This is a genomic window from Ruminococcoides sp., from assembly GCF_057037865.1.
This window is the reverse complement of record NZ_DBLZMS010000003.1, coordinates 13,384-28,058: the sequence shown is the minus strand read 5'-3', so window position 1 is coordinate 28,058 and position 14,675 is coordinate 13,384. Positions and strand designations below refer to the sequence as shown.

15 protein-coding genes are annotated in these 14,675 nt (G+C 39.4%); 1 reads left to right on the top strand and 14 read right to left on the bottom strand.

The window, feature by feature from the left end; translation table 11 throughout:
• Nucleotides 1-45 precede the first annotated feature (45 nt).
• The 9 genes from AC2HW8_RS03590 to AC2HW8_RS03550 form a co-directional block, all read right to left on the bottom strand.
• The gene (locus tag AC2HW8_RS03590) at nucleotides 46-1,779 is read right to left on the bottom strand and encodes an ABC transporter ATP-binding protein (RefSeq protein WP_484327203.1); all 1,734 of its coding nucleotides are present in this window, start codon (nucleotides 1,777-1,779) and stop codon (nucleotides 46-48) included.
• Complete coding sequence (locus AC2HW8_RS03585; RefSeq protein WP_303830009.1) at nucleotides 1,779-3,560, bottom strand: ABC transporter ATP-binding protein; 1,782 nt, start codon at nucleotides 3,558-3,560, stop codon at nucleotides 1,779-1,781. The genes AC2HW8_RS03590 and AC2HW8_RS03585 overlap by 1 nt, the downstream gene beginning before the upstream one ends.
• 117 nt (nucleotides 3,561-3,677) lie before the next feature.
• Nucleotides 3,678-4,298, bottom strand: coding sequence for a TetR/AcrR family transcriptional regulator (locus AC2HW8_RS03580; RefSeq protein ID WP_484327165.1), 621 nt, complete (start codon nucleotides 4,296-4,298; stop codon nucleotides 3,678-3,680).
• Nucleotides 4,299-4,315: 17 nt separating this feature from the next.
• Nucleotides 4,316-4,750, bottom strand: a complete 435-nt coding sequence (locus AC2HW8_RS03575) for a GNAT family N-acetyltransferase (RefSeq protein WP_484327164.1) — start codon at nucleotides 4,748-4,750, stop codon at nucleotides 4,316-4,318.
• Between the two features lie 143 nt (nucleotides 4,751-4,893).
• Nucleotides 4,894-5,142 carry a helix-turn-helix domain-containing protein gene (locus AC2HW8_RS03570; protein WP_015523855.1) on the bottom strand — a complete coding sequence of 83 codons (249 nt, stop codon included), beginning with the start codon at nucleotides 5,140-5,142 and terminating at the stop codon, nucleotides 4,894-4,896.
• Nucleotides 5,143-5,536: 394 nt separating this feature from the next.
• Nucleotides 5,537-5,986 carry a ribose 5-phosphate isomerase B gene (gene rpiB / locus AC2HW8_RS03565; RefSeq protein ID WP_021882811.1) on the bottom strand — a complete coding sequence of 150 codons (450 nt, stop codon included), beginning with the start codon at nucleotides 5,984-5,986 and terminating at the stop codon, nucleotides 5,537-5,539.
• The gene (tsaB, locus tag AC2HW8_RS03560; RefSeq protein ID WP_484327163.1) at nucleotides 5,983-6,693 is read right to left on the bottom strand and encodes a tRNA (adenosine(37)-N6)-threonylcarbamoyltransferase complex dimerization subunit type 1 TsaB; all 711 of its coding nucleotides are present in this window, start codon (nucleotides 6,691-6,693) and stop codon (nucleotides 5,983-5,985) included. Before tsaB ends, rpiB begins: the two co-directional genes overlap by 4 nt.
• Nucleotides 6,690-7,112 carry a tRNA (adenosine(37)-N6)-threonylcarbamoyltransferase complex ATPase subunit type 1 TsaE gene (tsaE, locus tag AC2HW8_RS03555; RefSeq protein ID WP_046433271.1) on the bottom strand — a complete coding sequence of 141 codons (423 nt, stop codon included), beginning with the start codon at nucleotides 7,110-7,112 and terminating at the stop codon, nucleotides 6,690-6,692. Before tsaE ends, tsaB begins: the two co-directional genes overlap by 4 nt.
• 1 nt (nucleotide 7,113) lies before the next feature.
• Complete coding sequence (locus AC2HW8_RS03550) at nucleotides 7,114-8,781, bottom strand: formate--tetrahydrofolate ligase (RefSeq protein ID WP_484327162.1); 1,668 nt, start codon at nucleotides 8,779-8,781, stop codon at nucleotides 7,114-7,116.
• A gap of 143 nt (nucleotides 8,782-8,924) precedes the next feature.
• On the opposite strand from AC2HW8_RS03550, the gene AC2HW8_RS03545 reads away from it, so the two are divergent.
• A complete protein-coding gene (locus AC2HW8_RS03545; protein ID WP_484327161.1) occupies nucleotides 8,925-10,094 on the top strand; it encodes an FtsW/RodA/SpoVE family cell cycle protein in 1,170 nt (389 codons plus the stop codon).
• A gap of 54 nt (nucleotides 10,095-10,148) precedes the next feature.
• On the opposite strand, the gene AC2HW8_RS03540 is transcribed toward AC2HW8_RS03545, so the two are convergent.
• From AC2HW8_RS03540 to dapB, 5 genes are all read right to left on the bottom strand, one after another.
• Nucleotides 10,149-11,408: a CdaR family protein gene (locus AC2HW8_RS03540; protein ID WP_303667553.1), complete on the bottom strand. Its 1,260-nt coding sequence runs from the start codon at nucleotides 11,406-11,408 to the stop codon at nucleotides 10,149-10,151.
• The gene (gene cdaA / locus AC2HW8_RS03535; protein ID WP_021882817.1) at nucleotides 11,405-12,295 is read right to left on the bottom strand and encodes a diadenylate cyclase CdaA; all 891 of its coding nucleotides are present in this window, start codon (nucleotides 12,293-12,295) and stop codon (nucleotides 11,405-11,407) included. The genes AC2HW8_RS03540 and cdaA overlap by 4 nt, the downstream gene beginning before the upstream one ends.
• Nucleotides 12,296-12,370: 75 nt before the next feature.
• A complete protein-coding gene (locus AC2HW8_RS03530) occupies nucleotides 12,371-13,537 on the bottom strand; it encodes an aminotransferase class V-fold PLP-dependent enzyme (RefSeq protein WP_293639840.1) in 1,167 nt (388 codons plus the stop codon).
• Nucleotides 13,534-13,761 carry a putative Se/S carrier protein gene (locus AC2HW8_RS03525; RefSeq protein WP_021882819.1) on the bottom strand — a complete coding sequence of 76 codons (228 nt, stop codon included), beginning with the start codon at nucleotides 13,759-13,761 and terminating at the stop codon, nucleotides 13,534-13,536. The genes AC2HW8_RS03530 and AC2HW8_RS03525 overlap by 4 nt, the downstream gene beginning before the upstream one ends.
• Nucleotides 13,762-13,890: 129 nt before the next feature.
• The gene (dapB, locus tag AC2HW8_RS03520) at nucleotides 13,891-14,655 is read right to left on the bottom strand and encodes a 4-hydroxy-tetrahydrodipicolinate reductase (protein WP_046433258.1); all 765 of its coding nucleotides are present in this window, start codon (nucleotides 14,653-14,655) and stop codon (nucleotides 13,891-13,893) included.
• Between the last annotated feature and the right edge of the window lie 20 nt (nucleotides 14,656-14,675).

Below are 14,675 nucleotides of genomic sequence, written 5' to 3'. Positions count from 1 at the left end.
AGGAACAAACGTTATAGTTGTTCCTTTTGCGTTTAGTGGTTATATTTAATTGAGTTTCCAATTACTGCTTTCGGACTGTAAGTTCATCATATGAACAAATATTCCGTTCAATTTTTTAAGGCTTTCTGCTGTACCTTCTTCTGCAACAACACCGTCTGACAAAACTACAATTTTGTCTGCACCTGCAACTGTTCTCATTCTGTGAGCAATTACAATTACGGTCTTATTTTTGATAAGTTTTGAAAGAGCTGTTTGAATAAGAGTTTCGTTTTCTACATCAAGTGATGCTGTAGCTTCATCAAGGAGGATAATCGGAGCGTCTTTAAGAAATGCTCGTGCAATTGAAACACGCTGTCTTTCACCGCCTGAGAGCTGACAGCCGTTTTCACCAATGTCGGTATTATAACCGTTGGGAAGTTTAGAAACAAATTCATCGCAGTTTGCAAGTTTTGCGGCAAGGAGAACTTCCTCATCTGTAGCGTCCTTTTTGCCGAGTCTGATGTTTTCCATAATCGTATTGTTGAAGAGGGTTACATCTTGGAAAACGATTGAATAAAGTGATAACAAAGTTTCGGGTTCAATCTTGGAAATATCCATACCACCCACGGTGATTTTGCCCTTGTTAATATCCCAGAATCTTGCGGCAAGTCTTGATACGGTAGTTTTACCGCCGCCTGATGGGCCGATAAGTGCGGTAACTTCGCCTTGCTTAGCTGTGAACGAAACATCCTTGAGAACATTATCTTTGTTGTTGTATGAGAATTCTACATTCTTAAATTTAACATCATAGCCTTTATTTGTAAGCCTTGTGTTGCCTGTCTGAACATCATGATCAAGAATTTCGTTCATTCTCGCAACATTCGTGTTTGTGCTGATGATTGCGGCAAGGTTCTGTAAAGCAGACTGCATTGGATCATAGAGTCTTGATACAACAAGCAAAAACATAAAGAATGTAAGTACATCAAGCTGTCCGTTTACGAGCAAAATTGAGCCGACAAGTGCTGTTGTGGCAATGCCGAGTTTGAGGACAAGTCCTGCGGATACAACAAATGTTGATGTGCCGAATTCGTTGATTATTGAGCGTTTTTCTACATTGTCTATCTTTGTGTCAAGGCCTGCCATATATGACTGTTCGGCGTTATTTGCCTTTAAGTCCTGAATTGTTTCGATACATTCCTGAATTCCGTCTGCACAAGCCATTTTAGCATCCATTGACTTGCGGTTTAAACTCTTCTGAACTTTTGATGACAAGCCGATTATCGCAAATGCAACCGGAAGAACCCAAAGAGAAGCAATTGCCATTCTCCAATCAAAAAAGAAAAGGCTGATTGCGATTACTACGGTTGAAATCATAGCTCCGATAAACGGCGGGATGAAATGAGAAAATGCTGTTTCAAGGTATGTACAGTCTGCCATAATTGTGCTTGTGAGGTCGGCAAGGTCTTTTTTGCCAAAGAATGACAGAGGGATTTTCCTTAACTTTTCAGCAAGCGTAATTCTTCTTGTGCCTGTTTCTACATATGTTGCAAGAAAGGTTGAATTGTACTGCCAATATGTTACTGCAAAAATCAGAGCAAGTGCTATGATACATCCCACAATGTAGAACCATATTTTTTCGGGTTTTATGCCGCCGTTTAGCAAATCGTTTACGAAAAAGTAAAGTAAACCTACAGGAAACATAAATGAAATGTTCTGTACAGCACAGGCGATTATACCTTGAATAAGGTCTTTTGCGCCTCTTTCCGAAAGAGCAAATTTATGCTGAAGTTTTTTAATCATCATTTACCCTCCTTTGAAATTTTCCAGTTTACTGATAAAACATAGTTTTTCATCATTTTTGCATATATGCCGCCTTTTGCAACGAGTTCGTCATTTGTACCTGATTCGGCAATCTTGCCGTTTTCAAGAAGATAGATTTTATCGGCATTTGCAATGGTGGAAAGTCTGTGTGCAATCATAATAACTGTTTTATCCTTTGCAAGTTCATTGATTGCCTGCTGAACTTTAGCTTCGTTATCGGGGTCTGCAAAAGCGGTAGCTTCATCAAGAATAAGAATAGGAGCATTTTTGAGAATAGCTCTTGCAATGCTGATTCTCTGTTGTTCACCGCCTGAAAGGTATGTGCCGTGTGTTCCGATTACTGTGTTGATACCTTCGGGGAATTTCTTAATTATGTCATCACATTGTGCTTTGTGAATAGCTTGAAGTACTTCTTCATTTGTAGCGTCAGGTCTTGCCATTTTGACATTATCAAGAATTGTGCCTTTTATTAATCGGCTGTTCTGGAAAACAAATGATACTGTATTCATCAAAACGGTTTTGTCAATGTTCTGGACATTTACACCGCCGATAAACACCTCTCCCTCATCTGCATCAAAAAATCTGCTTATGAGGTTTGCAAGCGTGGTTTTACCGCCGCCGGACTGTCCGACAAATGCGACTGTTTCATTTGGCTTAATTGAAAGCGATATATTGTCAATTGCTTTTTTTGTTTTATTTTCCTTATCGTAGCTGTAAGAAACCGATTTTAGAACAACGGAATTATCTTTAGGTGTTTTTACATCTGTGCTTTCAAGCGGTTCAAGATTAAGGATTGAGTCAATTCTCTTGAGTGCGTCTGTAACAAGCATTGTGTTCTCACTCTGGAACATTATTTTTGTCATTGTAACGGTTAATACAGGAGTTATGATAATATAGAACAAGATGCTGAGAATTAAATCGGTTGTTACTCCGCCTGAAGTAAACCACATACCTGCAACAAGGATAAATGCAAAAATTCCGTTAATAAGCATTGTAAGAATACACATTGGCTTTCTCATACTCTCGGTATAAGAAATTGCCCATGTGCTGTAGTTGTCAATAGACTTTTTGAAACGGTGAAATGAAAAAACAGACTGACCGAAAGTTTTTACTACAGGAATACCTCTTACATACTCAACAGCTTCATTTGACATATCTTCAAGAGCATTCTGATATTCTTCCATTTTAGTTTTAAGTGTAGGTCCTGTCATCTGTGTGAACATAATAACAAAACTCAGCAAAATAGGAATTAAGCAGAAAAGACCGAATCTCCAATCAAAGAAAAACAGCATAAACAGAAGTCCGATAGGTGTTATGTATGCGGTTACCATATCGGGCAACTGATGAGCAAGGTATGTTTCAGTTGATTCTGAACATTCGTTGACCGTTTTTCGTACTTTACCGCTTCCGAGAGCTTCAAGAGTTCCGAGGGGTAACTTAATGATGTGGTGCATCATATCTTTTCGCAGATTTGTCTGAACCCGAAAAGCTGCTTTGTGCGAACATAAAAGTCCTGCAACATAGATTAAAAATGCGGCAGCGGCAAATATTACTGCCATCCATCCGTTGTGTACAAGACTTGTTGCCTTTGAAAAGTCAGGCATTACTTCAAGTACTTCTTTGATAATCTTCCAAAGATAATAGAAAGGAACAAGTGCAAACACAGCACTGATTCCCGAGAGAATCCAGGAAGCATAAGTAAAGTATTTGTGATTTCCTGCGTAGGACATAAGTCTTGATAAATTTGATTGCTTTTTCAAGAATAGACCTCCTCCAAGTGGATAATTTATATCTGATACGAAAACGCTGCAGTCATTTTCTGTTATCATTCAAATTCAGGTTAGCTATCGCTAACTGCTGTTCAAAAATAATAGGACTTAATCCTGCCCCATTATTTTCGTCCAACCTGCCGTGTAGAATTCACGCATTTCATCAAGGTAAAGTTTTGCGTCCTCAATCGGCATTTCGTGGATTATAAGTTCAAAATAGGTATTGAACATACCCGTAATAATCATATGCTCAAGTTTAGTATCAATTTTTGGTGACGGTTTTCCGAGCCTTTTAAGCACATTCAAATATTTATGAGTAGCCTCAGCCTCGATTTCAACCATTTCATCTATCATATGAGAAAACTTTGTGCCCTCTGATTTTAATAAAATCAGCTTAAAAACATCAAGATTATCATAACAATACAAAAGTCCGTCATACATACAATTACCTGATATGCTCGCCATATTGTCAGGTTGTGATTCTTCAGGAAGACTTGCAAATTCATCTTGTGCGGCTTTGTACATCTCGATAATTTTATCGTAGTGCTTCCCTACAATTGCCTCAAAAAGTCCCTCTTTGTCGCCAAATCTGGTATAGATTGAACCTGTTGTTGTGTGTGCTTCAGTAGCAATTGTTCGCAGTGAGGCATCGGCATAGCCTTTGTTCAGAAATTCTTTTGTGGCACAGGCTATTATGTTTTCGTAAACGCCCTCAATTTGCTTTGCCAAATGAAACACTCCTTAGTTTATCTTAACATTTTGAACATTCCCGGACCATCCCAGTCGCACGGTCTTTGTTCAAATCCAAATTTTTCATAAAAAGCAACAGCTTCTTTAGAACTGATAAGTTCAAGGCTTACTGCCCAATTTTTAGGCATAGAATTGCGTATGTAATCTTCAAGAAATTGCATTAACGCTTTTCCTACACCCTTACTCTGATATTCTGGAATAACGGCATAGTCTTTTATATAGAATGACATACCGCCGTCGCCGATAATTCTAACCATTCCGACAGGTTTGTCACCGTCATATGCAACAAATTTTGCATATGAATTATTTAAGGCGGTTTCGATTTGGTCAATGCAAGGCGACTCCCAACCTACCGACCTGTACAAACTTTCAAAAAGTTTTGGCGTAAGAGTTTCGAATGAAATTGTGTAAGTTGCCTTGTTTTCAGTCACAGTAGTCACCTCTAATTCATAACATTGTTATGTAACGCTGTTATGATTATATAATTAAAATACTCGCTTGTCAACATTTATCAGCAAAAAATAAAAGCACCGCAGAAAAAATCTACGGTGCAATTTAAAGATTCGGTTAAAAATCAGTTTTCTCTTCCGAGAAGGTAGTCAACAGACACTTCAAGAATATCGGCAAGTGCAACAAGCTCAACATCTGTTACAAAACGAATCTGACCTTCAAGCTTTGAAAGTCCTGATGCGTTCATATCGACGCCGTTAACCTGTAATTGGGCAAGAAGCTCCTTTTGCTTCATACCTTTCTGCTTTCTTACAGCCTCAACCCTGCTTCCTACGAGGTTTCTGTCTCCAAGTTCCTGTTTTCTTAATCTCATTTTTACTCTCTCCCAAATCGTTTTAATTCTTTTTTAAAATTCTTTAAAAACATTGTGATGTTATTATAATACTAAAAAGGAAAAAAAACAAGGGTTTTTTGTAAATAAATTTAAAAAATTGAAATTTTTTCGTAAATTTGGTTACAAATTGAAATATAGTAGTTATAATGCACTTATAAATAGGTATATTTTTAATAATATTATACAATTAGCACAACATATAATTCTGACTGAGAAAGAATAATTTTTCTTAATTTCCTGAATAGAATTAATATTTATAAAATGGTTCTGTATCAGAAATAACAATTACAAAATATTACAAACAAGAAATCTAAGTTTCAAAAAGAAAAACGCCCTTAATAAAAAGAGCGTTTTAATCTTATTTTTAATTTGTTTATGCTTTAAAAGTACCGTTTTCAATGTCTGTAATCATTGACACACGGTTTTCGTGTCTGCCGCCTTCATAAGGTGTGTTAAGGAAGATGTCAGCAAATTTAACAGCATCTTCTTCGCTTGTAACTCTGCCGCCCATACAAAGAATATTCGCGTTATTGTGTCTGCGAGTCATTTCAGCACAAAATTCGTTTGAAACAACTGCGGCTCTGATTCCCTTTACCTTGTTTGCGGCAATTGAGATACCGATGCCTGTACCGCAACAGAGAATGCCTGTTGAGCATTCGCCCGAGGTGATTGCAGTTGCTACCTTGTAGGCATAAACGGGATAATCAACGCTTTCCTCGCTGAAAGTGCCGTACTCTTTATATTCAAGTCCTTTTTCATCCAGATATTTTTTGATTGCGCAGATAAGGTTATATCCGCCGTGGTCGCATCCGAGTGCTATCATTTTGTTCTACCTCCAAGTTTTTTATTAAGCTCACGCTGTGCCTGAGGCAAGCGGAGATATACCGGCATAAGCTCTTGTGCCGAAACGGTTTTTCCGTTATTAGTCATTTTAAATGCTACAAGTGCAGTTGAAGACGCTCTCTGATATTTAAGATTTACGGGAGCAGACTCTGCATTTTTAATTTCATTACCGATGTATTTACAGGTAATATCGGTACCGTCACCTGCTATGATGATTCTTCCGTCAACAGACAGAAGTTCGTTTTTTAAGTCATCAAGCGATAATGCTCTGTCATCACAAAGTCGGGTAACAACTCCGTTTTTAATTTCAAACAGTGCATTGTATACCTGTGAACAGCGTGCGTCCATTACGGCACATACAATACAGTCGGTTGAAAGGAAATTATAAGCCATACTCTCAAGTGTTGAAACCGAAACACACGGTATATTATTTGCAAAAGCAAGACCTTTTACTGCCGCAACACCGATTCTTACTCCCGTGAATGAACCCGGACCTGCGTTGACTGCAATTGCATCAATATCTGATATTTCCGTTTTTGTATTGTTCAAAAGCTGTTCAACCATAGGGATGAGCGTCTGACTGTGGGTAAGACTTGTGTTTATGAAAGTTTCACCGATCAGCTTGCCCTCTTCTGAAAGTGCAACAGATGCGGCTGTTGCAGATGTGTCAACAGACAGAATTTTCAAATTTCAACACCTTCAATTTCAAAGATTCTTTCGTCATCGCTCTCCCCTTTTTCAATCGTTATTCTGATTGCGTTTTCAGGAAGTGCGCCTTCTATATTTTCACTCCACTCAATTACGAGAATACCGTTGTCAATGTAGTCAAAAAATCCCGTTGAGTACAAATCATCCCATGAATTAACTCTGTACATATCAAAATGATAGATATTGTACTTTCCGCTGTATTCGTTTACAAGGGCGAAAGTAGGGCTTGACACACCGTCATCAACACCAAGGGCTCTTGCCAGTCCTCTTGTAAAGGCGGTTTTGCCCATACCGAGTCCGCCGAAAAGAGCTATTACCTCTGTGCCGTGGAGCTTTTTTGCAATTTTTTCGCCGATTTGCTCAGTTTCATCGGCGCTGTGAGAAATCAATTTAACCATATCAGAAAAGTCCGCTGATTTTGCCGTTTTCGTCAATATTAATTTTTTCTGCGGCAGGAACTTTCGGGAGTCCCGGCATTGTCATAATATTGCCTGTATAAATTACTGCAAAACCTGCACCGTTTGAAATTGTTACATCTCTTACTGTGATTTCAAAATCCTTTGGAGCACCGAGCTTTGTAGGATCATCTGAAAGCGAATACTGTGTTTTTGCCACACATATGGGAAGTTTGTCTCCGCCGAGTGCAGCAACTTCCTTGATTGCTTTTTCTGCGGCTGTTGTGTAGTTTACCTTTGATGCACCGTAGATTTCCCTTGCAATCTTTTCAACTTTTTCCTTGAGTGTGAGGTCGAGTGAATAGAGCGGTTTAAATGCAGACGGCTTTTCACAAGCCTCTACTACCTTATTTGCAAGCTCTACGCCGCCTTCTCCGCCTTTTCCGAATACATTTGAAAGGGCAAAGTCTGCACCCTTTGAAATACAATATTCTTCAATGTATTTTAGTTCTTCATCTGTATCTGTACCGAACTGATTAATCGCTACAACTACGGGAACATTGTACTTTCTCATATTGTCAATGTGAACACCGAGGTTTACAATGCCTTTTTTGAGTGCCTCAATGTTTTCATTTGAAACCTCTGACTTTGGAACGCCGCCGTTGTATTTTAATGCACGGCATGTTGCCACGATTACAATTGCCGACGGAGCAATGCCGGCATATCTGCACTTGATGTCAAGAAACTTCTCAGCACCGAGATCCGAGCCGAAACCAGCTTCTGTAATGCAGTAATCGGCAAGCTTTAATGCAAGCTTTGTTGCTCTTATGCTGTTACAGCCGTGAGCGATATTTGCAAAAGGTCCGCCGTGCATAATTGTAGGAGTACCCTCGAGCGTCTGAACAAGGTTAGGTTTGATTGCATCCTTGAGAAGTGCAGTCATTGCTCCCTCTGCTTTCAAATCTTTAGCATAAACGGGTTCACCGCTGTATGTGTATGCAACAAGAATGTTGCCGAGTCTTTCTTTAAGGTCGGAGATATCATTTGCAAGACAGAGAATTGCCATAACTTCCGATGCAACTGTAATGATGAAGTGATCTTCCCTCGGAACACCGTTTACCTTACCGCCAAGACCGATTGTGATATTTCTTAATGCACGGTCATTCATATCAAGACAACGCTTGAAGAGAATTCTTCTCGGATCAATGCCGAGTGTGTTGCCCTGCTGAATATGGTTGTCAAGCATTGCGCAACAAAGGTTGTTGGCTGCTGTAATTGCGTGCATATCACCGGTGAAATGAAGGTTAATGTCCTCCATCGGAAGAACCTGTGCATAACCGCCGCCTGCGGCACCGCCTTTAATTCCGAATACAGGACCGAGCGATGGTTCACGGAGTGCGATGATTGCCTTTTTACCGATTTTAGCCATTGCCTGACCAAGGCCTGCAGAAGTGGTGGTTTTGCCCTCGCCTGCCGGTGTTGGGTTGATTGCTGTTACGAGGATGAGCTTTCCGTCAGGATTATCCTTTACACGGTCTGCAAGTTCATCAGAAAGTTTTGCTTTGTACTTTCCGTAAAACTCAAGCTCATCAGCAGAAATCCCAAGCTGATTTGCAATTTCTGCAATAGGCTTTAATTCTGCACTCTGAGCAATTTCGATATCAGATAACATAATATACCTCCGAATCAAATTCATGTTTTTATTATTATAACAAAATGCGAAACTTGTATTATTCTGTATTGAAATTATACTTGATATTGAGAGCGTAATTTAATATAATTATAGGGTAAAATTAATTTCAAAGGTTGTTTTGGGTGAAAAAAGTTATTACAAATATTTATGAATATTTCAGACAGTGTGACGCAGTGTTGTGGCTGTTGGCCTTGACCGCTGTTGCGTACAGTTTTCTTTTGATTGCGAGTATGCAACGGTCGGGCGAATACAGTTATCTAAGAACTCAGATTATCGCTGTGTCTGTCGGTCTTGCGGCATCGGTGTTTATATCAATTGCCGATTACAGATTTCTTATACGAAAATGGTACATTGCCGCAATAGTGGGAATTGTTCTTGCCGGACTTGTGTTTGTGTTCGGAGTTCAGGTTAGCGGAACAGATGATACGGCATGGATTAATCTTCCGGGCGGATTTTCAATTCAGCCGTCTGAGTTTATAAAAATCTGTTTTATCATAACTTTTTCAAAGCATTTGTCGTGGCTGAGAGAAAAGAAAATGATTGAAAAGTTTTCGGGAGTACTTTTCCTTGCACTTCATGCAATGATACCAATGGCAATTATTCATATTCAGGGCGATGACGGTACGGTTCTTATATTTGCACTTATGTTTTTGGTTATGACATTTGCGGCAGGTGTTCAACTGAGATATTTTGTCATTTTCGGAGGATTGCTTGTGTGTGCAATTCCGATTATATGGAATGTGTTTATGAATGAAGAGCATCGCAACAGGGTTCTTGCTTTGTTTGACCTTGACGGGAATGCACTGACAAATTACGGTTGGCAACAGTATCAGGGTAAGGTTTCAATTGCAAGCGGTGGAGCTTTCGGAAGCGGACTTTTTAACGGACAGCGTGTTGAACATTCAATCGTCCCCGAACAGGAAAACGATTTTATCTTTACCGTTGCAGGAGAGGAACTCGGATTTGTCGGATGCATGGCGCTTTTGCTGATTTTGTTTTTTATTATATTAAAAGTGATTTTGAATGCCAAAAATTCAAGTGAATTTGAAGGCAAGTATATCTGTTACGGTGTGTTTTCAATGATAGCGTCGCAAACAATTGTAAATATAGGAATGGTGCTTGGATTTCTTCCCGTAGTCGGAATAACCCTTCCCTTGTTCAGTTCGGGAGGTACTTCGGCTTTGAGTACGCTCATTAGTCTTGGTCTTGTACAGAGTGTGAGATATCACAATACTGACGATATGAACAAAGCTTTTGTAAGGCGAGGCAGTTCAAATCGAATCAGAATGTAATTTAATACAAATAAACTAAACCGCAGACATCAAAATGTCTGCGGTTTTTATGGGTTATTTTTCGCTGATTGTGATATTTGCCTTGTAGCTTCCGCTTACCCAACAGGTGTCAGTACCGCTGAGTTTGAAAGTAACAGGCATCTGAACCGAGCCTACTGTTCCGCTCTGATCCGAGGTGTCAATTACACCTTCAATATCTGAGCTTTTAAGGCTTTTAAGTTCCTTTTCACTGCCGATTACGGTAACATTCATACTTGTCTGTGTTACATCGGCTTTGTATTTTGAAGAAAGACCGCTTACTTTAAATGAATCAACGGTAAAGGTTTTCTTGGACAAACCGCTGAGGTCAAGTACAAGCTTTGCGGAGGTTGAGTTACTGATATTTTTGCAGTCACTCGGGATGTTTATTCCCTGCGTATCGTACTCATAACGCTTGTTTGAAAGTGTTGCAAAATCGATTGACTCAAGCTTTACGCTGTCAGTATTGTCAAGCACTTCTTTTGGACCTGCAAGCAGAATCTTTGAAGGCTCAACCGTAAGCATATCATCGTTTAAATCAAGACCTTTGGGTTTGTTAATAAACTCAGGAATTACATTTACCGTCTTTTCGGGGAGAACGGAAATTGTAGCCTCAACATCCGTAAACTCCATTGTAAGAAGCTCGGTGGAGATTTTATTTCCTGTTTTATCATAAAGCACAATATTTGCGGTCGTTGAGGTCGGCTCATTTAGTATACTGTCAAGTTCGGCTGATGCCGAAACCTTTGCGATTTTGGCAATCTCTGTTTGAGGTCCTGAGATTGTGATATTCTTTGATGCAAGGGAAGTTGACGCATAGTATCCGTCGGCAACCTTGTAAACAACATTTTCCTGAATTGGGAAACTTGTTTCACGCTGATAATCAACAATTACATTGACATTTGAAGGCGTAACGGTTGAGATAATCTGAAAGTTGGCACTCGGGTTGGCTTTTACGGCTGAAAGCGAAAGCTGATAAGTTCCTGCCGAGTCAATTCCGTTTGTAGCACCCGTGACAGTAATATCCTTCGTTCCGATAGAACCGAGAACAGCTCTGCTGCCTGTTACGGTTACCGTGGCAGTCTGCTCCGCATCACGGAATACCTGCAACCCGTTGTTATCAAGCTGGTCAGGCAATTCAATCTGAATGGGAATATTGCTTATTGTTACGGTTGTATCATTTGTTGTACCCATACTCATATAAACCCATGTTATTGTTGAGATTACAAGGGCGAGTATAATCAGAAATTTGTTATTCTGAAACAGTTTGTTGAGAGAGAGTTTTTTCTTTTTCATTTTTCAGCCTTCTCTCTTTTTGAACTTTTCGGGTTCTTCTGAAAAAACTTTTTCGGCGGTTCATCATCGTCATAGCCACGATCATAGATGAGAAACTGTTCAAGCTTTTTGATTAGTTCTTCTCTTGTAAACTCACGGAGCAAAATACCGTTTACCGCAAGAGAAATTACACCTGTTTCTTCACTTACTATAAGAACAACAGCGTCGCTTTGTTCACTGATACCGAGTCCTGCTCTGTGTCGTGTACCGAGATTGATATCTACATTAGGATTTGATGTGAGCGGTAAAATACATCCTGCTGCAAAAAGTTTTCCGTCACGGATAATGCTAGCACCGTCATGCAATGGTGCTTTGTTAAAAAATATATTGCCGAACAGAGCTACTGATGTTTCGGCATCAATAATTGTGCCTGTAGCGGCTATATCGGAAAGCATGGTTTCTCTTTCAAACACAAGCAAAGCACCTGTTTTTGAACGAGAGAAAAGAACTGCTGTGTCAGCCGCATCTACGATTGACTTTTCTACAGCCTTTTTCCATTCATCACCTTTGTGGTGCTTAGTAAATATTTTTATATATTTTTTATAGGTGTTGTTACGTCCCATCTGTTCAAGAGCCTTTCTGATTTCCGGCTGAAAGATGATAGCAATAACAACAACTGCTGCCTCGAAAAATGTTCGCAACAGGGATGAAAGCATAACAAGACCAAACAGAGACGAAAGAAAATAAACTATCAGGAGCATAATTACACCTTTGAGAAGCTGAACTGCTCTTGTTTCCTGAATAAGCTTGAACAGTCCGAAAATCAACAGTGCAATTGCAAGAATATCAACAATATCTCTTAGCTGTATAGTCTTGATAATGGAAAGAATGCTGTTAAATATTTCCAATCTGCTTTCCCCTTCCTTTATTTTTAAATTCCTCGTTATTATTCTAACATACTTTTGTTATTAATTGCAACCTTTTTAAATTGTTTTTTTCTGTTTGTTGTTCTTAGAAATACGACTTACGGCATTTGCAAAATATACAACATCATTTTTTGTTGTAAATGCCGATACAACAGCTCTTACGGTTCCTGTATCCTGAGTGCCGAAGCTTTTGTGTGCAAGGGGCGCACAATGGAGTCCTGCTCTTACGGCAATGTTGTAGCTGTCATTAAGAATTTTTGCAACCGTTTCGCTTTCGGTATTTTTGATATTAAAGGAAATTACAGGAACGCTGTGACTTTTCTCAGGCATTTTGGTGTATAATATTACATTTTCCGCTTTTTCAAGCCTTTTGTAAAGCATTTGTGCAAGACTTAACTCGGAATTATATATTCTGTCTGTTTTTTTGTTCAGGACAAACTTTATTCCTGCATTAAGCCCTGCTATTCCCGGAAGATTCGGCGTTCCGCTTTCGTACTTATCGGGGAGAATTTCAGGCTGATTGAGGTTTGCGGAATCACTTCCCGTTCCTCCCTGAATAAGACTGTCCGGAGTTGTTTCGCTGTTTATAATAAGCAAGCCTGTTCCCATTGGTCCGTAAAGCCCTTTGTGACCTGCGGTGCAGAGAAAATCAATACAACTGTCAGAAAGGTTTATATCTGCTGTTCCTGCACTTTGTGCGGCATCTACACAAAAAAGGATGCCGTTTAATCTGCAAAGAGCGCCTATTCTTTCTATCGGAAGTTTGATGCCGAATACATTTGAAGCATGGGTACAGATTACAAGTTTTGTGTTAGATTTGAATTGTTTTCTGAAATTCTCGATAGTTTGCTCATCATCATAAGGGACACATTCGGCAACAGAGTATTCAATCTTATTTTTCTTGAGTGTTTCAAGCGGTCTGACGACAGCATTATGCTCAAGTGATGAAATTACGGCATGGTCACCCTGTTTTAATATGCCTTTAATAACTGTGTTCAAAGCCGTTGTGCAGTTAAGCGTGAATATTATATTTTCGGGATTTTCCGAGCCAAAAAGTTTTGCGGCATTATCTCGGCAGGAATACATTATTTCAGATGATTTCACCGACATTTTGTGACCGCTTCTTCCAGGATTTGCTCCGTAGTCGGACATAGCTTCGTTAATCGCTTTTCTTACGGATAAGGGTTTCGGAAAGGTGGTTGCACCGTTGTCAAAATATATCATAAGGTATCAACAGCGGCTGTTCCTTTGACAGCAATACCGTTACTCCTGATAATTTCCAATGCCCTTTCAAAATTTCCCGGGACATAAAGGCTGTATCCGCATGATTTTCGATTGAGGTGTATAGGAGTTCTTACAAGCCCTGATTTAATATTGTTTTTTAAAAGTAGGTTACGGCTCTTCATGGCAAGAGTTACCGAGCCGAATATTATTAAATTATTTTCCATAACTTCCACCCTTTGTTAAATCTTTGTGACATCTCAAAACAATATATCACACTACATATTATGAAAGTAGGCAAAGTTTGGACATAAAAGAAAGCACGGCTTTTATGCCGTGCTTAAAGGTGTTATTTTTCAGTTCATTTTTTCAGAAAGAAGGTTGCCCATGTTGTACATACCTGCTTTCTGATCTTTAAGAAATACTGCCGCATTAACAGCACCGACAGCGAAAACTTCTTTTGACTGAGCCTGATGAGAGATTGTTACAACCTCATCGTGACCTGCAAAGATAACTTCGTGTTCGCCTACAATTGTGCCGCCTCTTACGGAATGAATACCGATTTCGTTCTTTGAACGCTTTCTGCGGTAGCTGTGTCTGTCATAGACATACTGCGGATCTTCGTCAAGCTGTTCCGAAATTCCGTCTGCAATCATAAGAGCTGTTCCGCTCGGAGCGTCGAGCTTGAGATTATGATGCTTTTCAACGATTTCAATATCAAACTGGTTTCCGAGAATTTTTGCAGCCTCTTTTGAAAGCTCAATAAGAAGATTGATGCCGAGTGACATATTACCTGAATAGAAAACAGGAATTGTCTTTGCCGCATCTTCGATTTTTGCAATCTGATCTTTAGAAAAGCCTGTTGTGCAGATAACACAAGGTACTTTGTTATTAACTGCATACGAAAGCATACCGTCAAGAGCTGCAGGATTTGAAAAATCAATGATTACATCAGGTGTTTCGGTTGCCTCGTCAAAAGTCTTGAAAACATCGAAATCATAATTACTTTCACCGAATGCGTCAACACCGAACAAAACATTGCAATCCTCACGGCTCTGAACAGCCTGTGCCACAAAGCAGCCCATTTTACCGTTACAACCGACTATTGCTGTATTTACCATTTTTATTCCCCTTTAAACTT